General features: G+C 74.0%; 19 protein-coding genes. 11 read left to right on the forward strand and 8 right to left on the reverse strand.

The features are described from left to right. The first annotated feature begins 12 nt into the window (after positions 1-12). Together ACFV9Q_RS21025 and ACFV9Q_RS21030 are read left to right on the forward strand one after the other, a co-directional pair. Positions 13-648, forward strand: coding sequence for a TetR/AcrR family transcriptional regulator (locus ACFV9Q_RS21025; protein ID WP_377236010.1), 636 nt, complete (start codon positions 13-15; stop codon positions 646-648). A gap of 60 nt (positions 649-708) precedes the next feature. Beyond that, a complete protein-coding gene (locus ACFV9Q_RS21030; RefSeq protein ID WP_377236011.1) occupies positions 709-2,319 on the forward strand; it encodes a glycerol-3-phosphate dehydrogenase/oxidase in 1,611 nt (536 codons plus the stop codon). 25 nt (positions 2,320-2,344) lie between these two features. On the opposite strand, the gene ACFV9Q_RS21035 is transcribed toward ACFV9Q_RS21030, so the two are convergent. Together ACFV9Q_RS21035 and ACFV9Q_RS21040 are read right to left on the reverse strand one after the other, a co-directional pair. Further along, positions 2,345-3,097, reverse strand: a complete 753-nt coding sequence (locus ACFV9Q_RS21035) for a phosphatase PAP2 family protein (protein ID WP_377236012.1) — start codon at positions 3,095-3,097, stop codon at positions 2,345-2,347. Between the two features lie 292 nt (positions 3,098-3,389). Then, positions 3,390-4,463 carry a LacI family DNA-binding transcriptional regulator gene (locus tag ACFV9Q_RS21040; protein WP_377236013.1) on the reverse strand — a complete coding sequence of 358 codons (1,074 nt, stop codon included), beginning with the start codon at positions 4,461-4,463 and terminating at the stop codon, positions 3,390-3,392. Positions 4,464-4,560: 97 nt separating this feature from the next. Here ACFV9Q_RS21040 and ACFV9Q_RS21045 point away from each other — a divergent pair, with 97 nt between their 5' ends. The 4 genes from ACFV9Q_RS21045 to ACFV9Q_RS21060 all read left to right on the forward strand — a co-directional run bounded on the left by ACFV9Q_RS21045 (position 4,561) and on the right by ACFV9Q_RS21060 (position 9,875). Further along, positions 4,561-5,511 carry a carbohydrate ABC transporter permease gene (locus ACFV9Q_RS21045; protein WP_377236014.1) on the forward strand — a complete coding sequence of 317 codons (951 nt, stop codon included), beginning with the start codon at positions 4,561-4,563 and terminating at the stop codon, positions 5,509-5,511. A 3-nt stretch (positions 5,512-5,514) separates the two neighbouring features. After that, entirely contained in the window at positions 5,515-6,444 is a 930-nt protein-coding gene (locus tag ACFV9Q_RS21050; protein ID WP_377231436.1) for a carbohydrate ABC transporter permease, read from the forward strand. Between the two features lie 85 nt (positions 6,445-6,529). Next, positions 6,530-7,870 carry an ABC transporter substrate-binding protein gene (locus ACFV9Q_RS21055; protein ID WP_377231435.1) on the forward strand — a complete coding sequence of 447 codons (1,341 nt, stop codon included), beginning with the start codon at positions 6,530-6,532 and terminating at the stop codon, positions 7,868-7,870. Positions 7,871-7,994: 124 nt separating this feature from the next. Continuing rightward, complete coding sequence (locus ACFV9Q_RS21060; protein WP_377236015.1) at positions 7,995-9,875, forward strand: beta-galactosidase family protein; 1,881 nt, start codon at positions 7,995-7,997, stop codon at positions 9,873-9,875. Between the two features lie 501 nt (positions 9,876-10,376). Here the strand turns inward: ACFV9Q_RS21060 and ACFV9Q_RS21065 are convergent. The 5 genes from ACFV9Q_RS21065 to hutH form a co-directional block, all read right to left on the reverse strand. Next, on the reverse strand, positions 10,377-11,816 hold the full coding sequence (locus ACFV9Q_RS21065; protein ID WP_377236016.1) for an amidohydrolase family protein: 1,440 nt from the start codon (positions 11,814-11,816) through the stop codon (positions 10,377-10,379). Next, complete coding sequence (locus ACFV9Q_RS21070; RefSeq protein ID WP_377236017.1) at positions 11,813-13,282, reverse strand: formimidoylglutamate deiminase; 1,470 nt, start codon at positions 13,280-13,282, stop codon at positions 11,813-11,815. Before ACFV9Q_RS21070 ends, ACFV9Q_RS21065 begins: the two co-directional genes overlap by 4 nt. A 109-nt stretch (positions 13,283-13,391) precedes the next feature. Next, positions 13,392-15,074, reverse strand: a complete 1,683-nt coding sequence (locus tag ACFV9Q_RS21075) for a Zn-dependent hydrolase (protein ID WP_377236083.1) — start codon at positions 15,072-15,074, stop codon at positions 13,392-13,394. A gap of 203 nt (positions 15,075-15,277) precedes the next feature. Beyond that, a complete protein-coding gene (locus ACFV9Q_RS21080) occupies positions 15,278-16,954 on the reverse strand; it encodes a urocanate hydratase (protein WP_377236018.1) in 1,677 nt (558 codons plus the stop codon). A gap of 40 nt (positions 16,955-16,994) precedes the next feature. Next, on the reverse strand, positions 16,995-18,620 hold the full coding sequence (gene hutH, locus ACFV9Q_RS21085) for a histidine ammonia-lyase (RefSeq protein ID WP_377236019.1): 1,626 nt from the start codon (positions 18,618-18,620) through the stop codon (positions 16,995-16,997). Positions 18,621-18,710: 90 nt separating this feature from the next. On the opposite strand from hutH, the gene ACFV9Q_RS21090 reads away from it, so the two are divergent. From ACFV9Q_RS21090 to ACFV9Q_RS21105, 4 genes are all read left to right on the forward strand, one after another. Further along, entirely contained in the window at positions 18,711-19,478 is a 768-nt protein-coding gene (locus tag ACFV9Q_RS21090; RefSeq protein WP_377236020.1) for an IclR family transcriptional regulator, read from the forward strand. 27 nt (positions 19,479-19,505) lie between these two features. Continuing rightward, complete coding sequence (locus ACFV9Q_RS21095; protein WP_377236021.1) at positions 19,506-19,895, forward strand: hypothetical protein; 390 nt, start codon at positions 19,506-19,508, stop codon at positions 19,893-19,895. Next, positions 19,888-20,223 (forward strand): hypothetical protein, encoded by a 336-nt coding sequence (locus ACFV9Q_RS21100; RefSeq protein ID WP_377236022.1) that lies wholly within the window; start codon positions 19,888-19,890, stop codon positions 20,221-20,223. Before ACFV9Q_RS21095 ends, ACFV9Q_RS21100 begins: the two co-directional genes overlap by 8 nt. 234 nt (positions 20,224-20,457) lie before the next feature. Next, positions 20,458-21,630 carry a glycosyltransferase gene (locus ACFV9Q_RS21105; RefSeq protein ID WP_377230750.1) on the forward strand — a complete coding sequence of 391 codons (1,173 nt, stop codon included), beginning with the start codon at positions 20,458-20,460 and terminating at the stop codon, positions 21,628-21,630. A gap of 7 nt (positions 21,631-21,637) precedes the next feature. Here the strand turns inward: ACFV9Q_RS21105 and ACFV9Q_RS21110 are convergent, their stop codons facing one another. Continuing rightward, the gene (locus tag ACFV9Q_RS21110) at positions 21,638-22,090 is read right to left on the reverse strand and encodes a MarR family winged helix-turn-helix transcriptional regulator (protein ID WP_377236023.1); all 453 of its coding nucleotides are present in this window, start codon (positions 22,088-22,090) and stop codon (positions 21,638-21,640) included. Positions 22,091-22,181: 91 nt separating this feature from the next. Here ACFV9Q_RS21110 and ACFV9Q_RS21115 point away from each other — a divergent pair, with 91 nt between their 5' ends. Then, positions 22,182-22,997: an SDR family NAD(P)-dependent oxidoreductase gene (locus ACFV9Q_RS21115; RefSeq protein WP_377236024.1), complete on the forward strand. Its 816-nt coding sequence runs from the start codon at positions 22,182-22,184 to the stop codon at positions 22,995-22,997. The last annotated feature ends 26 nt before the right edge of the window (positions 22,998-23,023 follow it).

A 23,023-nucleotide genomic window follows, 5' to 3' on the forward strand; every position in this document is an offset into this window, starting at 1 on the left:
GTGTTACACAAGATGACAATTCGTAATGCACCCTCGGAGGGGATCTCGCCGGCACCCGACGCGTTCGGCGACCCCGGGCCCGACGCCGCCCCCGACCGCACCGAGGCGCGCCTGCTGGAGGCCGCCGCCGGGCTCGTCGCCACGCGCGGCACCCGCGGCCTGTCCGTCACGGAGCTCGCCCGCGCGGCCGGCGTCTCGCGACCCACGGTCTACCGCCGCTGGGAGTCCGCCGACGACGTGCTGCGCGCCCTGCTCGCGCACCGCGCCCAGCTCGTGATCACCGCCGTCGGCCCGCGGGCCGCCGACCGGGCGACGATCGTCGACAAGGTGGTGCGGTTCGGCGACCTGCTCCGGACCGACCCCGTGTACGGGCACCTCCTGACCGAGGAGCCCGAGGTCTTCACGCGGTACGCCTTCGAGCGGATAGGCCGGTCGCAGCGCGTGATCCTCGAGTGGCTTGCCGCCGCGGTCGCCGCGGCCCAGCAGGGCGGCACGGTCCGCGCCGGGTCCGCCACTGACATGGCGGTCATGGTGCTGCTCATCTCCCAGTCCGCGGTGCTCTCGCACCGGACCGTCACCACCGTGATCGACGACGCCGCCCTGCGGGCCGAGCTCGCGCACTCCCTGGACGGCTACCTCCGCCCCTGACCCGGACGCGCGCACCGACGTCCGCCACCCCAGAACCCGACCCGAACCGGGAGCAGACCGATGCAGCGCACCGCCCTCACCGCCCGGCGCCGCGAGCGCGAGCTCGACGAGCTCGCCTCGGAGCCGGTCGACCTGCTCGTGGTCGGCGGGGGCGTGACCGGCGCCGGCGTGGCGCTGGACGCCGCGGCGCGCGGCCTGTCCGTCGCCCTCGTCGAGGCGCACGACCTGGCGTGGGGCACCTCCCGGTGGAGCTCGAAGCTGGCGCACGGCGGCCTGCGGTACCTGGCCACGGGCGACGTCGGCGTGGCCCGCGAGAGCGCGCGCGAGCGGCACGTGCTGATGACGCGCACCGCTCCGCACCTGGTCCGGGCGCTGCCGCAGGTGCTGCCGCTCACCCAGGGCGTGGGGCCGCGGCAGGGCATCACGGCGGGCATCGGGTTCGGGCTGGGCGACCTGCTGCGGCGCGACGCCGGGACGTCGTCCGACGTGCTGCCCGCGCCGCGCCTGGCCCGGCCGGGCGAGGCCGCCCGGCTCGTGCCGGCGGTCGCCCGCGAGCACCTGCACGGGGCGTGGGTGGCGCACGACGGCCAGCTCGTCGACGACGCGCGGCTGGTCGTCGCGCTGGCGCGCACCGCGGCGGGGCGCGGGGCGAAGATCCTGACGCGCGTCCGGGCCACCGACCTGCGTGCCGAAGGCGCCACGCTCCAGGACACCCTCACCGGCGCCACTCTGACGGCGCACGCCCGCGTCGTCGTGAACGCGACAGGCGTGTGGGCCGGGACCGTGGACCCGTCGGTGCGCCTGCGCCCGAGCCGCGGCACGCACGTCGTGGTGCCCGCCGCGCGGCTGGGCGACCCCGCGGGCGCGCTCATGGTGCCGGTGCCCGGATCCACCTCCCGGTTCGTGTTCGCGCTGCCGGCCCAGCTCGAGCGCGTGATCATCGGCATCACGGACGAGGAGGCGCCCGGCCCCGTCCCTGACGTCCCCGAACCCACGCGGCCCGAGATCGACTTCCTGCTGGCCACGGTCTCGCGCGTGCTGGAGCGCCCCCTGCTGCCCGACGACGTCGTGGGCGCCTTCGCGGGACTGCGTCCCCTGGTGGACCGGGCCGGGCCGGGCGACGGCGCGGGGCTGCCCGGTTCCGCGGACATCTCCCGCAGGCACCTGGTCGAGGTGTCGCCGTCGACCGGTGCGGTGAACGTGCTGGGCGGCAAGCTGACGACCTACCGGACCATGGCGGAGGACGCCGTCGACCTGGCGGTCAAGCACGCCGGGCTCACCGCCGGGCCGTGCTGGACGGCCGACCTGCCGCTGGTCGGGGCCCCGCCGCGGGCGCTGCCGGTCGGGGCTCCGGCGGGCGTGCAGGCCGTGACGGCCGGGGCCCCGCCCCTCGCCCCCGCCCTCGTCGCCCGGTACGGCGCCGAGGCCCCCGACGTGCTGGCCGCCGCCACGCTGCCGGGCGCGGCGGACGCCGTCGGGCAGGGCATCGCGGGCGCCGGGCACCTGGACGTCACGCGCGCCGAGATCGAGTGGGCGGTCACCCACGAGGGCGCGCTCGACGCGGACGACGTGCTGGACCGCCGGACCCGGATCGGGCTGGTGCCGGCGGACCGCGCCGCGGTGCGCGGCGTCGTCGGGGAGATCGTCGAGGACGCGCTGAAGCGGCGCTGAGCCGCCCGGCCGCGCAGGCGCGGCGCTAGGCCGGAGGCGTACCCGGCGGCGCGGGCGCGGGTTCTCGTTCCCGGCGCGGGGCGCGCAGCACGGAGAGCGCCACCATGCAGGCGATGAACCCGAGCAGCCAGCCGCCCGGGATGTCGCTCAGCCAGTGGTAGTCCAGCCAGGACATGAGGGCGCCCGCGATCATCACGATCACGGCCACCACGGGGATCATCTTGCGCAGCCGGGACACGCTCGGGTACAGGCCGTTCTGGGTGAACAGCAGGCACAGGATGAAGAAGCCGGTGAAGAACGTGTTCGCCGCGTGCCCCGACGGGAACGCCTGGCCGCCCGCGTGCAGCACGTCCATGTTGTGGTGCGGGCCGGTGCGTCCCAGGCCGAACTTGGTGCCGTAGCCGATCAGCGCGATGGTCGCGAGGCCCGCCAGCACGGCGAGCACCGGGCGGCGCGTGCAGATCTCCCAGAGCGAGCCCGGACCGCCCTGCTTGCGTGCGACGTACAGGGCGGTGCCGCCCACCATCGGGATGGTGAACATGCGCTCGCCCGTGATGCTCGCGACGATGTCGAGAAACATCTTCTCCCAGCCCACGGGGTGGTGGGAGTCCACGTAGTAGTGGAACTGCCAGTCCCAGGCGATGAACGGTCCGCGGACGACGACCTGCCAGATGCAGAGCGCGAAGACCAGCACGGCGATGACGGCGGCGACGACGGAGCTGCGCCAGGTCGGACGGGTCGACGGGTCGAGCAGAGCCCCTGTCGTTTGTGACTCCACTCGGGTAACACCCCTGCCGTCTGATTGCGCCATCGAGCCGATCCTACGGGTTTCGGGGTGAATGTTCGGTGCCGGAGACGTGTCCGGCAAGGGCCCCGGGTAACGATCCCGGAACGGTCACACCGACCCAGAGGTGACCGTATACCGTCCGCCTGGGACAGCGTCCCAGGCCAGGCGCACGCGGCCCGACGACGCCGGCGCGCCGGGGCCGGTCCCGACCGCCCGCCCCGCGGCGGCCCGGACGACGGCGGACGTGCCGAGCGTCACCCCCACGTTCACCCGACGGCCCCGCTCAGGCGCGCGGCGGCGCCGTGCTCCCGCGGACCTTGAGCTCCACCGGGACCACCTCGTGCAGGTCGGAGCCCTCGTCGTCGTCGGCGGCGTCATCAGCGGCGCCGTCAGCGGCGTCGGCGCCGGGACCCCCCGCGCCGGCCCGGACCTCGCGCAGCAGCCGGGCCACCAGGCGCCGGCCGATCTCGCCGAAGTCCTGCACCACCGTCGTCAGCGGCGGCCAGAGGTACTCGGCGAGCAGGATGCCGTCGAACCCCACCACGGACACGTCGCCGGGCACCGCGCGGCCGGCCTCGTGCAGCGCGCGGAGCACACCCGCGGCCATCTCGTCGTTGGCGCAGAACACCGCGGTGACCTCGGGGTCCGCGGCGAGGCGCCGTCCGGCGTCGTACCCCGAACCCGCCGTCCAGTCCCCCGGGACCACCGCGGGGACGGGACGGCCGGCCGCGACGAGCGTGGCGCGCCAGGACTCCTCGCGGAGCTGGGCGGGCGCGGACCCGGCCGGCCCCCGCACGTGGTGCACCGTGCGGTGCCCCAGGTCCAGGAGGTGCGCGGTGGCCTGCCGGGCGCCGTCGACCTGGTCCGCGCCGACGGCGGGGTGGTGGCCCACGAACCGCGAGTCCGACACCACCACGGGCAGCCGGGACGGCAGCGCCAGCCGGTCGGGCGTGACGGTCTCGGCCCGGACGATCACCAGACCGTCGATGGCCTGGTGGGAGAGCCGGGTCGCGGCGGCGGAGACCACGTCGGACGACGGGTTCTCGACGTCGATCAGCGTGACCGTGTAGCCCTCGGTGCGCGCCGCCTCGACCACCGCCTCGATGGTGCGCGACTCGCCGGTCCGGGCGAGCCCGTGCGCGATCATGCCGATGGTCCGGAAGCTCCCGTACCGCAGCGCCCGGGCCGCGGTGTTGGGGGCGTAGCCGAGCTGCGCCATCGCGGCGAGCACCTTGTCCCGCGTCGCGGGACGCACGTTGTCGAGCCCCATCGACACCCGGGACACGGTCTGGGTCGACACTCCCGCCAGCACCGCGACATCGCCCAGGGACGGACCTCTGCCCTCCACGGCATCCACCTCCTCGTGATGTGCCTCGCACCGGTGTGCGCTTGACACCTCCGGCAACTCACGAGCACCCTAGTCCGCGTCACCATGTTTACGTCAACACGACGACATGCTGACCCCACTCGTGAAGGAGCGACTTCCCTTGACCACGCTCGCATCGCCGCCGGCCGTGCCCAAGACCCTGGGGCGGGCACGACGCCGCTCCCGCTGGACCGGCTGGGGGTTCGTCGGACCCTTCATGGCCGTGTTCGCCCTGGTCTTCCTCGCGCCGATCGTCTACTCGCTCTGGTTGAGCCTGTTCCAGACGCAGCTCGTGGGCGGCACGTCCTTCGTAGGATTCGACAACTACGCCCGGGTGCTCAGCGACCCCCAGTTCTGGGACGGCGCGGGGCGCGTGACCCTGTTCCTGCTGGTCCAGGTGCCGGTGATGCTCGGCATCTCGCTGCTGGTCGCCCTCGCGATCGACAGCGGCCGCCTGTACGGGCGCGACTTCTTCCGCCTGACGATCTTCCTGCCGTACGCGGTGCCCGGCGTCGTCGCCGCCCTGATGTGGGGCTTCATGTACGGCGAGCGGTTCGGCCTGGTCGGCAACCTCAACGACCTGCTCGGCACGAGCATCCCCGACCCGCTGGCCTCCGCGCTGGTGCTGCCGGCGATCGGCAACATCGTGACCTGGGAGTTCGTCGGCTACAACATGCTGATCTTCTACTCGGCGCTGCGCGTGGTCCCCGCCTCCCTGTACGAGGCAGCGGAGATCGACGGCGCCGGCCCGTGGCGGGTGATCTCGGCGATCAAGCTGCCCGCGATCCGCGGCGCCCTCGTGGTCGCGACGATCTTCTCGATCATCGGCTCGTTCCAGCTCTTCAACGAGCCGAGCATCCTGCAGCCGCTGTCGCCCAACTACATCTCGACGCACTACACCCCGAACCTGTACGCCTACTCGCTGTCCTTCTCCGGCCAGCAGTACAACTACTCGGCCACGGTGGCGATCATCATGGGCGTGCTCACGATGCTCGTGGCCTACGTGGTGCAGCTGCGCGGCATGCGCAAGGAGGCCTGAGCCATGACGAACGTCCTGATGTCCGCGCCCACCGTGCGCCCCCGCAAGTCCCCTCCGCGCCTGCGCAACAACCGCCGCACGTCGCACGCCCGGCCCACGCGCAGCATCCTGCTGACGGTGCTGACCGCCCTGATCGGCCTGTACGCGCTGATCCCGCTGGTGTGGCTGCTCATCAACGCGACCAAGACGCAGCCCGACCTGTTCAGCTCGTTCGGCCTGTGGTTCAGCGGCGACTTCGCCCTGTGGGACAACATCAAGGGCGTCCTGACCTACGACGGCGGCGTCTTCGGGCGCTGGTTCCTGAACACGCTGCTCTACGTGGTGGTCGGCGCGGGCGGTGCCACGCTGCTGGCCCTGCTCGGCGGCTACGGCCTGGCCAAGTTCAACTTCCCCGGCAAGCGCGCCGTGTTCGCCGTCGTCATCGGCGCCGTGGCCGTGCCCGGCACCGCCCTCGCGGTGCCCACGTTCCTCATGTTCGCCAACCTCGGCCTGACCAACACGCCCTGGTCCGTGATCATCCCGTCGCTCATCTCGCCGTTCGGGCTCTACCTCATGTGGACCTTCGCGGCCGACGCCGTGCCCGACGAGATCATGGAGGCCGCCCGGATCGACGGCGCCAGCGAGGCCCGCACCTTCTTCCAGGTGTGCCTGCCGATGATGGCGCCGGGCATCGTCACGGTGCTGCTGTTCACCGTGGTGGCGACGTGGAACAACTACTTCCTGCCGCTGATCATGCTGCGCGACCCGGACTGGTACCCGCTGACCCTGGGCCTGAACGCGTGGAACGCGCAGGCGACGACGGCGGGCGGCGAGGCCATCTTCAACCTCGTCATCGCCGGCTCGCTCCTGACGATCCTGCCGCTGATCGTGGCCTTCCTGCTCCTGCAGCGCTACTGGCAGTCGGGTCTGGCCGCCGGCAGCGTCAAGGAGTGACCCGAGCCGGGCGGCTCGCGCCGCCCGGCTCCCCAGAACCTTCCCCCGGACAGATCCGACTGACGATGAAGTGAGAGGAACCACCATGACCATCCGCCACCACCGCGCCCTGGGCGTGCTCGCCGCGGCGAGCACCCTGGCGCTCACCCTGACCGCGTGCGGTTCGGGGTCCGACGGCGGCGACGCCGCGGAGACCGTCTCCCCCGAGGACGTCTCCGCGGCCCTCGAGGAGGGCGGCGACCTGCTGGTCTGGGCCTGGGAGCCCACGCTGGACCAGGTCGTCAAGGACTTCGAGGCCGAGTACCCGAACGTGAACGTCGAGCTGGCGAACGTCGGTACCGGCAACGACCACTACGTGGCCCTGCAGAACGCGATCAGCGCCGGCTCGGGTGTGCCCGACGTCGCGCAGATGGAGTACTACGCCCTGCCGCAGTTCTCCATCGGCGAGTCGCTGGCCGACCTCGCGCCGTACGGCGCGAGCGACCTCGACGGCACCTACTCCCCCGGCCCGTGGGGCGCCGTGACCAGCGGTGACGCCGTGTACGGCCTGCCGATGGACTCCGGCCCGATGGCGCTGTTCTACAACGCGAAGACGTTCGAGAAGGCCGGCGTCGAGGTGCCGGCCACCTGGGACGAGTTCGTCGACGCCGCCAAGAAGATCCACGAGTCCGACCCGAACACGTACATCACCGCGGACAACGGCGACGCCGGCTTCGCGACGTCGATGATCTGGCAGGCCGGCGGCCACCCGTTCGCGGTGGACGGCACCGACGTGACCGTGGACCTCGGCGACGAGGGCTCGACGAAGTTCGCCGAGACCTGGCAGCAGCTGCTCGACGACGACCTCGTCGCCGATGTGCCGGCCTGGTCCGACGAGTGGTTCCAGGGCCTGGGCAGCGGCGAGATCGCAGCCCTGGTGACGGGCGCCTGGATGCCCGCGAACCTGGAGTCCGGCGCCGCCCCGGCGTCCGGCGACTGGCGCGTCGCGCCCATGCCGCAGTGGACGGCCGGCGAGACCGCGACGGCCGAGAACGGCGGCTCCGCGCTGTCGATCACCGAGGCGAGCGACAAGAAGGCGCTGGCCTACGGCTTCCTCCAGTACGCGAACGCCGGTGACGGCGTGGCCACCCGCCTGGAGGGCGGCAACTTCCCGGCGACGCTCGCCGACCTCACCGACGAGAAGTTCCTCGCCGAGGAGTCCGAGTACTTCGGCGGGCAGAAGATCAACGAGGTGCTCTCGGCGTCCGCCACCGGCGTCGTCCCCGGCTGGCAGTACCTGCCCTACCAGGTCTACGCCAACAGCATCTTCCCCGACACGGTGGGCCAGGCCTACACCGGCTCGACCCCGCTGACCGACGGCCTGGCCGCCTGGCAGGAGTCGATCGTCAAGTACGGCAACGAGCAGGGCTTCACCGTCTCCGAGTGAGCCGCGGCTGAGCTGACCGGGACGACGGCGGGGGCCTTCCCCCGCCGTCGTCCCGTGTCCCCACCTCCTTACCCCCACGCCTCGTGCCTCTGCCGCACGACCGCACCCCCCTGAGGAACCACACATGGCCACGTTCGAGATCGGACCCGAGGACTTTCTGCTCGACGGCGAGCGGATGCAGGTCGTCAGCGGCGCGCTGCACTACTTCCGCGTGCACCCCGACCAGTGGGCCGACCGGATCCGCAAGGCCCGGCTCATGGGCCTGAACACCATCGAGACGTACGTGCCGTGGAACTTCCACGCGCCCGACCCGGAGTCGTTCGACCTGACGGGACGGCGTGACCTCGGCCGGTTCCTCGACCTGGTGGCCGCCGAGGGCCTGTACGCCATCGTGCGGCCGGGGCCCTACATCTGCGCGGAGTGGGACGGCGGCGGGCTGCCCGGCTGGCTGTTCGCCGACCGGACCGTGGGCGTGCGCCGGCACGAGCCGCGGTTCCTCGCGGCGATCGGCACGTACTTCGCGAACCTGCTGCCGCTGGTGGCCGAGCGCCAGGTGACGCGCGGCGGACCGGTGCTCATGGTGCAGGTGGAGAACGAGTACGGGGCCTACGGGAACGACCCGCTGCCGGAGCGCCAGAAGTACCTGCGCGCGCTCGTGGACCTGACGCGCGAGCAGGGCATCGACGTGCCGCTGTTCACGTGCGACCAGGCGGACGACGAGATGCTCGCCCGCGGCGGCCTGCCGGAGCTGCACAAGACCGCGACGTTCGGCTCGCGCAGCACGGAGCGGCTGGAGATCCTGCGGCGGCACCAGCCCACGGGCCCGCTGATGTGCATGGAGTTCTGGAACGGCTGGTTCGACTCGTGGGGCCTGGAGCACCACATCGCCCCGGCCGAGGCGAACGCCGCCGACCTGGACGACCTGCTCGCGGCGGGCGGGTCCGTGAACCTGTACATGTTCCACGGCGGCACCAACTTCGGGCTGACCAGCGGCGCGAACGACAAGGGCATCTACCGGCCCATCACGACGTCGTACGACTACGACGCGCCGCTCGCCGAGGACGGCACGCCCACGGCCAAGTACCACGCGATGCGCGAGGTCATCGCGCGGCACGTGCCGGTGCCGGAGGTCGGGGCTGCTGACTTTGGCGGGGATGCCGGTTCTGGTGGCGGGGGTGCTGTCGGTGGCTCTGCTGATGCACCCGGCGCGCCGGGTGCGCCGGTGCTCGACGTCGACCTGTCCGCCCACGTGGTGCCGCTGGCCCACGCGCTGCCGAGCCTGCTGCGCGAGGACCTGCGCGCGTTCACCTCGACGCCCACGACCGACGACCTGCGGCAGTGGTCGGGCTTCTCCGTGTACCGCACCCGCATCCGGCCCGACGACGCCGTCCTGACCGTCGCCGAGGTGCGCGACCGCGCCGTCGTGCTGTTCGACGACGAGCAGATCGGCGTGCTCGACCGCGCGTCCCACGGCTTCGCCGTCGCGCTGCCCGCCCGCGCGGGCGACCTCACGCTGCTGGTGGAGGACCAGGGCCGGGTCAACTACGGGCCGCGGATCGGCGAGCCCAAGGGCCTGATCGGGCCGGTGCGCACCGCGGTGCGCACGATCGACGACTGGGAGGCCGGCGCGCTGCGCGTCGAGGACGCGCCGGAGCTGCTGCGCGCGGCACTCGACGCGCCGGGGCGGGCGCTGCCGGTCGGGGGTGTCGGCGTCGGCGTTGGCGCGCCGCGTCCGGTCGGGGCCGGGCTGTACCGGGCGGAGTTCGACTCGGTCGGCGGGGCCGACCACTTCCTGCGGCTCGACGGCTGGTCCAAGGGCCTGGCCTGGGTCAACGGCGAGCTGCTGGGCCGGTACTGGAGCCTCGGCCCCACGCACACGCTGTACGTGCCGGGCCCGCTGGTGCGCGACACCGGCAACGAGCTGGTGCTGCTGGAGCTCCACGGCGCGGCGGGGGCGCGGGCAAGCTTCGTGTCAGGCCCGGCGCTGGGCATCACGGAACAGTAGGCCAGGCCGGCCGGGCCGGCGGCCGGCCGGGCCGGCGGCCGGCCGGGCCGGCGCAACTGAACGTAGGGTTGGTCGCTCCGTGGGCCCTCTTGAAGCGACCAACCCTACGTTCGGCTGTGGGCTCGTTCGGGGCTGACGCCGACACCCCCTGGCGCGGACATCTCCTTTGAGGCCCAGGTTTCTTCGCTTTCGGACCAGCCAAAGCGGAGAAACCCGGGCCTCAAAGGGGAGTACCCCGCGGGCGAGTCGGGCAAAGCGGGCAGGTCGGCCGGGCTGGCCCGGGCCTCCGGCTTCGTCAGACGACGCAGGCTACGTCAGACGGCGCGGGCCACGTCAGACGGCGCCGGCTTCGTCAGACGTCGGGGGCGTGACAGACGACGCAGGCTTCGTCAGATGACACGGGCTACGTCAGACGGCGCGGGCTACGTCAGACGACGGGGGCGTGACAGACGGCGCGGGCTCCATCAGACGACGCGGGCTACGTCAGACGGCGCGGCCTTGTCAGACGGCGCGGGTGCCGTGCTGCCAGACCTGCTGGACCAGCGGGACGCCCGGGCGGTACGCGAGGTAGGTGTGGCTCGGGGCGTCGAGCACGGTCAGGTCGGCGCGGGCGCCGACGCCCAGGTGTCCGACGTCGTCCCGGCGGAGCGCGAGCGCCCCGCCCGCCGTCGCCGACCAGAGCGCCTCTGCCGGGCTCATGCGCATCTCGCGCACCGCGAGCGCCACAACGAACGGCATGGACGACGAGTAGCCCGAGCCGGGGTTGCAGTCCGTGGCTAGCGCGACGGGGACGCCCGCGGCCAGTAGCCGGCGGGCGTCGGGATACGGCGACCGTGTGGAGAACTCGATCGCGGGCAGCAGGGTCGCGACGGTGCCGTGCCCGGCGCCCGGCCGGACGTCGGCAGAACGCTCACTTCCGGGCCCGACGTCGGCAAACTGCACGTACCCGGGCTCGGCAGGCCGCCCACTTCCAGGCCCGACGTCGGCAAACTGCACGTACCCGGGCTCGGCAGATCGCCCACTTCCGGGCCCGACGTCGGCAGAGGGCGCCCCTCCGGGACCGAAGCTGCCGGAGGCGAGGCCGCTCCACGAGTCCGCCAGCGCGGCGACGTCGGCGTCGGTCAGGTGGGTGCAGTGGTCCACGCTCGCCGCCCCGACCTCGACGGCGAGCCGCACGCCCGGGCCGGCCGAGAGCTGGTTGCCGTGCACCCGCGCGCCGAGTCCCGCGCGCAGCCCGGCGTGCAGGACGGCGCGCGCCTCGTCCTCGTCGAACGCCGTGGGCGCGGCGGGCTCGCAGAACACGTCGACCCAGCGGGCGTGGGGCGCGCAGGCGGCGAGCATCGGGCCGGTCACGAGGTCGACGTAGCCGGCGCGGTCGGCGGCGTACTCGGCAGGGACGGTGTGGGCGCCGAGGTACGTCGTCTCGGGCGTGAGCTCGCGGGCGATCCGCAGGGTGCGGGCCTCGGTGGCGACGTCCTGGCCGTAGCCGCTCTTGATCTCGACGGTCGTGGTGCCCTGCGCGAGCATCTCGCGCACGAGCGCCCCGCCGCGCGCCCGGAGCGCGTCCTCGCTCGCGGCGCGGGTCGCGGCGACCGTGGTCGCGATGCCGCCGCCGGTGTAGGGCTCGCCGGTCATGCGCGCGGCGAACTCGGCGGCGCGGTCGCCCGCGAAGACGGCGTGCGAGTGGGAGTCGACGAACCCCGGGAGCACGCAGCGTCCTTCGAGGTCGACGACGTCGTCCGCCGCCGGGGCCGACGCCGCCGGGCCCGTCCAGGCGATGCGCCCGTCCTCGATGATGACGGCGGCGTCCGGCACGACGCCGATCCCGTCGGCCACGGTTCCCCGGCCGCCCGGCATGGTGCCGCCCCCGGCCGGCCCCGACCCGCCGTGTGCCGGGTCGTTGGTGACCAGCTCGCCGATGTTCGTCAGCAGCACGCTCATGCGTCGCTCCCCCTGGTGATGTCGTCAGTGAGGTCCCGCGCGATGTCCCGCTCCGCCGCGGCCCAGATCTCGTCGATCGCCTCGGCGAGCATGCGCGCCACGTCGCCGGCCCGGTGCACGCCGTCGCGCACCACGTGCTCGCCGCCGGCCACGACGTCCGACACGTCCGCCGCGCCCGCGACCAGCGCGACCTGCGCGGGGCCGGCCCCGGCGGTGCGCGGCGTGTCGAGACGCACCGCGACGAGGTCGGCGGGCACGCCCACGGCGATGCGGCCTGCGTCGGGCCGGCCGAGCGCCGCGTGCCCGGCCGACGTCGCCAATCCGATCAGGGCCGCCGGGTCGAACGCGCCGCGCCTGCCGGTCGCAAGGCGCTCGTGCTCCTCGACGCCGCGCGCCTCCGCGAGCACGTCGGCGCCGACGTGCTGGTCCGTGCCGACCGACAGCGGGCTGCCCGCGCGCAGCAGCCGGAGCCCGGGGGCGATGCCGTCGGCGAGGTCGCGCTCCGTCGTCGGGCAGAGGCAGACGCCCGTGCCCGAGGTGCCCAGCAGCGCGACGTCGTCGTCGGTCAGGTGCACCGCGTGCACCACCGTGGTGCCGGGGCCGAGCGCCCCGGCGTCGTGCAGGAGCCGCGTCGGCGTGCCGCCGAAGGTCGCGAGCGCCGCCTCGTTCTCCCCCGGCTGCTCGGACAGGTGCACGTGCAGGGGCGCGCCGGCGTCCCGCGCCCAGCGGGCCACGGCTGCGAGCTCGGTCGGCGCGACAGCGCGCACCGAGTGGGCGGCGGCGCCGACCAGCACCCGGTCGTCGTCGGCCCAGGCCGCGCGCAGCGCGTCGACGCGCCGGGCCCACTGCTCGACGGTGCCGTCGCCGAACCGGGCCTGTTCCGGCGCGAGCGGTTCGTGCCCCGCGGGGCCGAGGCCGCCGTGCAGGTAGCAGGTGTCGAGCAGCGTGAGGTGCACGCCGGCGTCGCGGGCGGCGGACCGCAGGGCCTCGGCCATGGCGTTCGGACCGCCCTCGGCGGCGGGGTACGGCGTCCCGTCTGCGCGGTGGTGCACGTAGTGGAACTCGCCGACGGCGGTGGTCCCGCCGAGCGCCAGCTCCGCGAAGAGCGCGCGGGCCAGTCGTTCGTACCGGGCGGGCGTCAGGACCCTGGCCAGGGCGTACATGCCCTGGCGCCACGTCCAGAACGACCCGCCGTCGGCGTGGGTGCGGCCGCGCAGCGCGCGGTGGAACGCGTGCGAGTGCGCGTCGGCGAGGCCGGGGAGCGCGACGCCGCGCAGGCGCACGTCGCCGTCCGACGCCGGGGCGCCGGGCTCGACGGCGGTGATCCGGCCGGCGGCGGTCTCGACCCGGACGGACGCGACGACGTGGCCGCGCTCGACGACCCGGCCGGGGGCGCCGGCGGGCGCCTCACTGAGCGCCTCACTCGGCCACGGCAGCCAGGCCCGTTCGCACCAGAAGCTCGTCACGACTCTCCTTCCGCGTTCCACGATCTCTCTGTTCGGCAGTCCCCTTTGAGGCCCGGGTTTCTCCGCTTTGACGCGCCGCAAAGCGGAGAAAGCCGGGCCTCAAAGGGGATCACCTCGGGTCCGCCGGAGCCGACGGCGCGCGCCCCGCCGGCCGGGCAGCGCGGTCCGGTCCGGACGGCGGAAAGGCCGGGGTCGTCAGCAGGTCCGTGAGGACGGCGGTCAGGGCCTCGACTCCGGAGTCGCAGTCGGCCAGTTCCGCGTACTCGGCTGGTGAGTGCGACACCCCCGTCGGGTTACGCACGAACAGCATCGCGGTCGGCACGCCGGCCGCCGCGAGGATGCCGGCGTCGTGCCCGGCGCCCGTGCCGATCACCGGTGCGGGGAGGGCGGAGCCCGGCCGCCCGACGACGTCGGCGAGCCGCGCCGCGAGCGCCGGGTCGAACACTGTGGCCGGCGTCCAGGACTCCTCGACGGGCCGCCACCCGGCGAGCCCCCGCCCGCCAGTACGGCTCCGAACCCCCTCACCGATCGCGGCTCCACCGTCGACGGCCGAACGTAGGCCTGGTCGCTCTGTAAGCCCTGATGCGGCGACTACGTCTACGTTCGACGGCCTGCTGTTCGACGGATCGCTGGTCGACGAATCGCCGATCGCTTGATCGGCAATCGTCGAACGTAGGGTTGGTCGCTTCATGAGCGCTCTTGCGGCGATGTCCTCTACGTTCGAGGGGTCGGACGGCGGTGCGGGCGCGCCGATCACCGAACGGACGGCCTGTTCCGTTTGCGCGCGGGCATCGATCCAGGCGCGCACCCGGGACGGGATCGCGTTGACGCCGTTCGGTTCGACCTCGACCTTGGCCAGCGTCGCGAGCGCCCCGGCGTGCTCGGCGGCGGCGCGGACGTCGGTGATGAGCCGGGCGAGGTCGAGCATCGGGTCGTGCCGGTGCGCCAGCGGTGTGGTGCCGGCGTGGTTGGCCTCGCCCGCGAGGTCGACGCGCCAGCGGCCGTGCGGCCAGATCGCTGCGCCGACGGCGACCGGCGCCGCCTCGTCGTCGGGCAGGTCGGCGAGGTACCGACCCTGTTCCACGTGCAGCTCGACGAAGACGCCGATGCGCGCCAAGGCCTCGTCGTCGCGCCCGTAGTGCTCGAGCCGCACGCCGCCTAGCCCGCCGAGCCCGCCGGTCCGTCCAGCCCCGCCGTTCGGCCCAGCCCCGCCGACTCCGTCGACTCTGCCAGCTCCGCCGACCCCGCCGGACCCGCTTACCCCGCGGGCCCCGCCGGTCGCACCGAACCCGCCGGACCCCCCGGCCGTGCCCGAACCGCCGACCCGCCCCAGCACGTCCGCAAGGCTGTCCCCCGCCCGGTCGCGCAGCGCCAGCAGCCGGTCCGCCGAGACCGTCCCGGTCACGGCCCGCGAGCCGAGACATGCCAGCCCGAACCGGGCACCCTCCTCGTCGGAGAAGTTCACGATCCCGAGCGGCCTGACCGGCGTCACACCGGAAGCCCGCAGCGCGTCGAGCGCCGCGAACGCGCTCGCCACACCGAGCGGGCCGTCGAACGCGCCGCCGCCCGGCACCGAGTCGAGGTGGCTACCCGTCACGACGCCGGGACCGTCGGCGTCCGGGTCGCCCCACCACGCCCACTGGTTCCCGGCCCGGTCCAGAGTCACGTCCAGACCGCGCGCCGCGGCCTCGGCGGCGAACCACTCGCGCAGGGCGAGGTCGTGCCCGGTCCAGGCGAACCGCTCGTATCCGCCGGACGGCGCCCGCCCGACGTCGGCGATCGCCGCGAGCAGCCCGCCGACGCCGGTCCCACCGGCCGAGCCCACCCTGCTCGAGCCCGCACCCGGCGCCGCGCTGTCGGGCTCTCTGCGCCCGCCGCCGGACATCCCGCCGCCGGCCGCCCCGCGGTCGGCGGCCGCTCCGTCCGACGCCGCTCCGTCGGAAACGACGCCCCCGCCGTCGAACACCCCGCCGTCCGACACCCGACCGGAACCCGTCACGCCCCCTCCCGCATCGGCACGCGCAGCCCGCCGCGCTCGGCGGCCGCGACGGCGTCGTCGTACCCGGCGTCGACGTGCCGCAGCACACCCGTCGCAGGGTCGTTCGCGAGGACGCGCGCGAGCTTCTCGGCGGCGAGCGCCGTCCCGTCCGCGACGGACACCTGCCCGGCGTGGATCGAGCGCCCCATGCCGACGCCGCCGCCGTGGTGGAGCGACACCCACGTGGCGCCCGACGCCGTGTTGACCAGGGCGTTCAGCAGCGGCCAGTCCGCGATCGCGTCCGAGCCGTCGGCCATCGACTCCGTCTCCCGGTACGGCGAGGCCACGGAGCCGGAGTCCAGGTGGTCGCGCCCGATCGCGAGGGGCGCGGAGATCTCCCCCGACGCCACGAGCTCGTTGAACCGCAGCCCCGCGACGTCGCGTTCCCCGTGCCCGAGCCAGCAGATGCGCGCGGGCAGCCCCTGGAACGCGACCCGCTCCTGGGCGGCGCGGATCCAGCGGCCCAGGTGGTCGTCGTCGGGGAACAGGTCGAGGACGGCCTGGTCGGTCACCGCGATGTCCCGCTCGTCCCCGGACAGCGCCGCCCAGCGGAACGGCCCCTTGCCCTCCGCGAAGAGCGGCCGGATGTAGGCCGGCACGAAGCCCGGGAAGTCGAACGCCCGGCCGTAGCCGCCCTGGCGCGCCTCGTCGCGGATCGAGTTGCCGTAGTCGAACACCTCGGCGCCCGCGTCCTGGAAGCCGACCATGCCCTCGACGTGCCGCGCCATCGACTCGCGCGCCCGCTCGGTGAACCCGTCGGGGTCCTTCTCCGCGAGGTCGGCCCAGTCCGCCAGCTCCACCCCCGACGGCAGGTAGGAGAGCGGGTCGTGCGCCGAGGTCTGGTCCGTGACGACGTCGACCTCGACGCCGCGGCGCAGCAGCTCCGGCACGACGTCGGCGGAGTTGCCGACCACGCCCACCGACAGCGCCCGACGCTCGCGTTTGGCGGCCAGCGCCAGCTCGACCCCCTCGTCCAGCGAGGAGGCGACGACGTCGAGGTACCGCGTCTCGACGCGCCGGTGCAGGCGGGCCGGGTCGACGTCGACCACGAGGCACACGCCGCCGTTGAGCGTGACGGCCAGGGGCTGGGCCCCGCCCATGCCGCCGCAGCCGCCGGTGAGGGTGAGCGTCCCGGCCAGCGTGCCGGAGAACCGCTTGGCGGCGACTGCCGCGAACGTCTCGTACGTGCCCTGGAGGATCCCCTGGGTGCCGATGTAGATCCAGGACCCGGCCGTCATCTGCCCGTACATGGTCAGGCCGAGCTGCTCCAGCCGGCGGTGCTCGGGCCACGTCGCCCAGTCGCCCACGAGGTTGGAGTTGGCGATGAGCACGCGCGGCGCCCACTCGTGCGTGCGCAGCACGCCCACCGGGCGACCGGACTGGACCATCAAGGTCTCGTCCTCGCGCAGGTCAGTCAGGGAGCGGACGATCGCGTGGTAGCTCGGCCAGTCGCGCGCCGCCCGGCCGGTGCCGCCGTAGACCACCAGGTCGTCGGGCCGCTCGGCCACCTCGGGGTCGAGGTTGTTCATCAGCATGCGCAGCGGCGCCTCGGTCTGCCAGCTCCGGGCGGTCAGGGCGGTGCCGCGCGGGGCGCGGACGGGTACGGGGGTCCCCCGGTCGTACGGCTGGTTCACTTGGGTCTCCTTCGGCTCTCGGCTGGGGTGTAGGTGCGGCTCAGTGGAGGTGTCCGACGGCGCCCGCGGCCGCCGCCACGACCTCGCCGCCGGCCACGAGCCCCACCACGTGCTCGATCTCCGGGGCGAGGTAGCGGTCCGGTCCGGGGCCGGGCACGACGGCGCGGACGGCGTCGTGCACCGCTGCCGTACCCGCCGCCGGGGCTTCTTCCCGCAGGTCCAGGGCGCGCGCGGCCGTGAGCACCTCGATCGCGAGCACGCGGGTGAGCCCGTCCACGGAGCGGCGCAGCTTGCGGGCGCCGGCCCAGCCCATCGACACGTGGTCCTCCTGCATGGCGGAGCTCGGGATGGAGTCCACGCTCGCGGGCGCAGCCAGGCGCTTCAGCTCCGAGACGATCCCGGCGGCCGTGTACTGGGCGATCATGTGCCCGGAGTCGACGCCGGGGTCGTGCGCGAGGAACGCGGGCAGCCCCTCGTTGCGCGCGACGTCGAGGAACCGGTCGGTGCGCCGCTCGCTCATGCTCGCCAGGTCGGCGGCCGCGATGGCGAGGAAGTCCAGCACGTAGGCCACGGGCGCGCCGTGGAAGTTGCCGTTCGACTCGAGCCGCCCGTCCGACGTGACGACGGGGTTGTCGATCGCGGAGGCAAGCTCCCGGCCCGCGACCGTGGCGGCGTGGTCCAGGGTGTCGCGGGCCGCGCCGTGCACCTGGGGCGCGCAGCGCAGGGAGTAGGCGTCCTGCACGCGGGTGCACACGGGGTTTCCGGCGTCGTCCAGCTCGCGGTGGCTCGCCATGAGCGGCGACCCCGCCAGGAGGCGGCGCATGTTCGACGCCGACGCCGCCTGCCCGGGGTGCGGGCGCAGGCCGATCAGGTCCTCGGCGAAGGGCGCGTCCGACCCGAGCAGCGCCTCGACGGACAGGGACGCCGCGACGTCGGCCGTGGTGAGCAGGCGACGCAGGTCGTGGATCGCGAGGCAGAGCATGCCGAGCATGCCGTCGGTGCCGTTGATGAGTGCCAGGCCCTCCTTCTCGGCGAGCACGAGCGGCTCGATCCCGGCGTCGGCGAGCGCCCGGGCGGCGTCGACCTCCTCGCCGTCCACCCGGACACGACCCTCACCCATGGCGGCGAGCGCGACGTGCGCGAGCGGTGCGAGGTCGCCGGAGCAGCCGAGGGACCCGTACTCGTGCACCACGGGAGTGATCCCGGCGTCGAGCAGGGCGGCGTAGGTCTGCGCGGTGACGGGACGCGCGCCGGTGTGGCCGGTGACCAGGGTCGCGAGGCGGAGGAGCTGGAGCGCCCGCACCACCTCGGTCTCGACCTGCGGCCCCGAGCCGGCCGCGTGCGAACGCACGAGGCTGACCTGGAGCTGCGCCCGCATCTCGGCGGGGATGTGCCGGCGGGCGAGCGCGCCGAAGCCGGTGGAGACGCCGTAGTGCGGCGCGGCGTCGTGGGCGAGGTCGTCGATCACGGCGCGGGTCTGCGCCATGCGGGCCAGCGCGCTCTCGTGGATCTCGACGGTCGCGCCGTGGCGGGCGACGGCGACGACCTGCTCGACGGTCAGCGGGGTGCCGTCGAGCACGACGTGCCGGGGCAGGTCGTGCGGGGTTTCCTCGCGGTCGGCCACGCCGGTGGCGGGCGTCGTCGCCGCGTCGTGCAGGGTGCTCATGCGCTCATCGAACCCCGCGGCGGCCCGGATGGCGCGGGCGGAGGCATCGATAGAGTCTGGGATACAAGACGACTCCCCCGGGAGGAAACAGTGGCCGGCAGCAGCGCCGTTCCCGCCGCGCGAAGCACCGCGCGGCTGCTCTCGTTCCTCGCGGCGCAGCCCGGTCCGGTGCCCGCGGGTGCGATCGCGAACGGCATCGGGGTGCCCCGGTCCAGCGTCTACCACCTGCTCTCCGTGCTGGGCGACGAGGGTTTCGTGCGGCACTTCCCCGACGAGCGCCGGTACGGCCTAGGGGTCGCGGCCCTGGGCCTGGGCAGCGCCTACACGCGGCAGGCGCCGCTCACCCGGCTGGCGGCGCCCGTCGTCGCCCGCCTGGTGGAGGCCGCGGGCGAGAACGGGCACCTCGCCGTCCTCAACGGCCGGGAGGTGCTGTACCTGGTGGAGCAGCGCGCGGCGGGGCGCCCGCCCCTGGTGACCGACGTCGACGTCCACCTCCCGAGCCACCTCACCGCCAGCGGCCGGGCGGTCCTCGCTCTGCTGCCGCCGGCGCAGGTGCGCGCCCTGTACCCCACGCCGGGGTCGTTCACCGACCTGACCGGCGCCGGGCCGCGCACGCTGCGCGAGCTGCGCGACGTGCTGCGCCTCGCCCGGGCGCGCGGCTTCGCGGTGGAGGACGGCGAGGTGACGACGGGCTTCGCGTCGGTGGCCGCCGCCGTCGTCGACCACACGGGCCGCCCAGTCGCGGGACTGGCGATCACGTTCCGCTCGGAGACGTACGACGACGGCGCCCGGGCCGGCCTCGCGGAGCAGGCGACCCGTGCGGCGCGCGAGGTCAGCCGACGGCTGGGGGCGCGGTGAATTTGGTAACGTAGTAGATTCAACTACGTGAACACCGAAGGGCATCCGCCCGAAGCGCCCGACTGGAAGCACCGCGCGGACTACATCCGCACCAGATCGACGCGTAAGGAGTCTGCCGGGGAGACGAACATCGAGCCCGAATGGGCCGACGAGGCGTTCGCGGACCCGGCGGCCGTGATCTTCTCGCCGGACCCGGCCGCGAAGAAGGGCCTGTCGGACAGGACGATCGGCTGGTCGGAGACTGCCGGAATCCTCGTCACGGTCATCACGGTGCGCGAAGGTGACAAGCTCTGGGGCGCCAACGCGTGGAAGTCGAACGACGCCGACCAGCGCCACTACGAGCGCGCGGCTTCACTCGCTGAGCCCACTCCGGTTCGGCGGGAGCAGGACGAGCAGGAGGAAGAACCCGATGAGTGAGAACCCGAACATCGAAGATCTGCTGACCGAGGTCGCGGAGGAGTCCGAGACCCAGCGGCACGACTCGCTGCCCGAGGACGCCGTCGGCCGACGGCGCGGTGACGCCCCGGCGCCTCGGGTGCTGTCGGTGCGGCTGACCGATGACCAGTACCGACGACTCGCCGCCATGGCCGCCGACCGAGACCTGCCCGTGTCGACGATGGCCCGCCTGGCCATCCTCGAGCAGCTCGACCAGGCCGCCCAGCCCGCCTCGGGCCCGATCGATCTGACCACCGTCACCGCCGCACTGCGCGAGGTCATCCGCCCCGAGTTCCTCAAGGCCGGCTGAGCCTCGGGGCGCGGTGATCTACGTCTCACCGGGGGCCGTCGGAGGGCTCCCCGCGCTCCTCTTCGAGGCCAGAGTTTCTCCGCTTTCGGGCCGCTGAAGGAGGAGAAACTCTGACCTCGAAGAAGACCCGCTGAACTGCGACTATCCGTACCTCACTGGCGAAGCGGACGACCGCCGTCGACCCCCTAGAGTGGACATCACGCCCCCTTCCGCTGCCGTCCAGGGAGATGTCTCGTGAGTTCACAGCCGTCCGAGTTCCGACTGCTCGTCACCGGTGGCGGGACCGGCGGCCACACGTATCCGGCACTCACGACACTGCGCGCGCTGCAGTCCCGGCTGGCCGAGTCGGGCACCGCCGTCAGCGTCCTGTGGGCGGGCACCGCCGACGGGCTGGAGGCCCGGGTCACGGCGTCCGAGGGCATCCGGTTCCTGCCGGTCGCGACGGGCAAGCTGCGCCGGTCGGCCAACCCGCTGGGCATGCTGTCGGCCAGCAACATGAAGGACATGGCGCGGGTGCCGCTCGGCGTCGCGCAGGCCCGATCGATCGTCGCCGACTTCAAGCCGGACGTCATCCTGTCGACCGGCGGCTACGTCGCCGTCCCGGTCGGCATCGCGGCGGGCCTGGTCCGGCGTCCGCTCGTGGTGCACGAGCAGACCGTGCGGCTCGGGCTGGCCAACCGCCTGCTGGCCAAGCGGGCGACGCGCGTCGCCGTGTCGTCGCCGTCCACCCTGGAGCTCCTGCCCGACGCCGTGCGCGAGCGGGCGGTCGTGACCGGCAACCCGGTGCGCGCCGAGGTGCTGACCGGCGAGCCGCTCAAGGCCGTCGACGCGCTGGGCCTCGACTCGTTCGACCCCGACCTGCCCGTCCTGTACGTCACGGGCGGCGCGCAGGGGTCGGTGCAGATCAACGAGCTGGTCGCCGAGACGCTGCCCTGGATGCTCCAGCGGGCGAACGTGATCCACCAGTGCGGGCCGAACAACCTGAAGGAGATGTTCGAGCGCACCGCCACGCTCCCGGCGGAGCTGGCCGCCCGGTACCGCGTGCTCGGGTTCGTCGGGGCGGAGCTGCCGGACGTCCTCGCCCTGGCCGACGTCGTCATCTCCCGCAGCGGGGCCGGGACCATCGCCGAGCTGACGGCGCTGGGCAAGCCCGCGGTGCTGATCCCGCTGGCGTCGTCCGCCGGGAACGAGCAGGCGCACAACGCCCGCCGGCTGCAGGACCTGGGCGCGGCCGTCGCCCTGGAGGGCGACCTCACGTTCTCGGACCTCCGCGGGGCGCTGGCCGGGCTCCTGGACGACGCCGGACGGCGCGAGCGCATGGCCGACGCCGCCCGCAAGAACGGGGTGCCCGACGCCGCCGAGCGGCTCGTGGACCTGCTGCTGGAGGTCGCAGGCCCGCGGAGGTGAGCGGACGCTAGCCTGCGGCGCCGTCCAGAGCGGCCTGGTCGTCCCGCGCCGCGAGCGCCTTTGCCAGCAGACCGGCCAGCTCCCGCAGGTCGTCGGCGTCCAGGCCGGCGAACGGGGTCCGGTCCAGCGTCCCGGCGATGATCTCGGTGCGCACGCGCCGGCCCTCCGCGGTCAGGACGACGACGCGCGACCGGCGGTCGTGCGGGTCCGTGGCGCGCTCGACCAGGCCCCGCTCGACGAGCTGGTTGGTCACGAAGCTCAGGTTCGGCGCGTTGCAGTGCAGGCGCTCGCTCATCACCTTCATCGACGGCGGCGCCTCTTCCGGGTCGATGACCCACAGCGCCTGCGCCGTCTGGAGCGTGAGCCGGTGCCGCGCGACGACGTCGGCCGCCCGGTCGCCCGTGAGCATGAAGAGCTCGTGGTTCGCCCGGACGACGGCTTCGAGATCGGTCTGGCTCATCCGGCGATCCTAGCCGTATTAGTTCGAGACTCGAAGGTGTTAGGGTCCGAACTACTTCGAGACTCGAAGCATCTACGGACGAAGGCGGACCATGTACAGCTACCGCGGCACCACCACCCTCGTGACCGGCGCCTCCCGCGGGCTCGGCACGGCCTACGCCACCGAGCTCGCCCGGCGCGGCTCGGACCTCGTGCTCGTCGCGCGCTCGGCCCCTGAGCTCGACGCGCTGGCCGCCCGGATCCGCGCCGCGCACGACGTCGCGGTGACCACCCGCGCGGCGGACCTGACGGACCCCGACCAGGTCGCCGCCCTCCTGCGCGACCTCGACCCGGCCTCGGTCCCGGTCGACCTGCTGGTCAACAACGCGGGCATGGGCCCGGCGGGCCCCTTCCTGGACCGCCCGCTGGAGCCCCAGCAGACGGCGGTGGACCTCAACGTCACCGCCCTCATGGCGCTGACCCACGGGTTCGGCACCCCGATGGCGGCCCGGGGCCGCGGCGGCATCATCAACGTCGCCTCGACGGCGGCCTTCCAGCCGATGCCCTACCAGGCCGCCTACGCCGCGACCAAGGCGTTCGTCCTGTCGTTCACCGAGGCGGTAGCGGAGGAGCTGCGCGGTACGGGCGTCCGCGTGATGGCAGCGCACCCCGGCGGGACGGCCACCGCGTTCTTCGCGGGCACCACCCACACCGTCGACCAGCGGCTCCTCGACTCCGCCGACGACGTGGCCCGCCGGACCCTCGACGACTTCGCCCGGGGCAGGAGCGTGTCGTACCCGGGGCGACGGCTGAACCAGGTCGGGTCCTGGCTCCCGCGGTTCCTTCCGCGCACCGTGACCTCGCGGATCACCGGGAAGCTCAACCGCACCCGGGGGCTCGACGCCGTCCGCACGGTGCCCGCCGCCTGACGGCGCCCATCGCGCGGACCAGGCCG

The organism is Promicromonospora sp. NPDC059942, assembly GCF_042731755.1.
GTDB lineage: Bacteria > Actinomycetota > Actinomycetes > Actinomycetales > Cellulomonadaceae > Promicromonospora.

Bases quoted from the DNA above. Each gene is read 5' to 3' on its own strand.
- ACFV9Q_RS21030 (WP_377236011.1), top strand. From the start codon at position 709: ATGCAGCGCACCGCCCTCACCGCCCGGCGCCGCGAGCGCGAGCTCGAC.
- ACFV9Q_RS21110 (WP_377236023.1), bottom strand. From the start codon at position 22,090: ATGAGCCAGACCGATCTCGAAGCCGTCGTCCGGGCGAACCACGAGCTC.
- ACFV9Q_RS21050 (WP_377231436.1), top strand. From the start codon at position 5,515: ATGACGAACGTCCTGATGTCCGCGCCCACCGTGCGCCCCCGCAAGTCC.
- ACFV9Q_RS21025 (WP_377236010.1), top strand. From the start codon at position 13: ATGACAATTCGTAATGCACCCTCGGAGGGGATCTCGCCGGCACCCGAC.
- ACFV9Q_RS21060 (WP_377236015.1), top strand. From the start codon at position 7,995: ATGGCCACGTTCGAGATCGGACCCGAGGACTTTCTGCTCGACGGCGAG.
- ACFV9Q_RS21055 (WP_377231435.1), top strand. From the start codon at position 6,530: ATGACCATCCGCCACCACCGCGCCCTGGGCGTGCTCGCCGCGGCGAGC.
- ACFV9Q_RS21115 (WP_377236024.1), top strand. From the start codon at position 22,182: ATGTACAGCTACCGCGGCACCACCACCCTCGTGACCGGCGCCTCCCGC.
- ACFV9Q_RS21065 (WP_377236016.1), bottom strand. From the start codon at position 11,816: ATGAGCGTGCTGCTGACGAACATCGGCGAGCTGGTCACCAACGACCCG.
- ACFV9Q_RS21045 (WP_377236014.1), top strand. From the start codon at position 4,561: ATGCTGACCCCACTCGTGAAGGAGCGACTTCCCTTGACCACGCTCGCA.
- ACFV9Q_RS21100 (WP_377236022.1), top strand. From the start codon at position 19,888: ATGAGTGAGAACCCGAACATCGAAGATCTGCTGACCGAGGTCGCGGAG.
- hutH (WP_377236019.1), bottom strand. From the start codon at position 18,620: ATGAGCACCCTGCACGACGCGGCGACGACGCCCGCCACCGGCGTGGCC.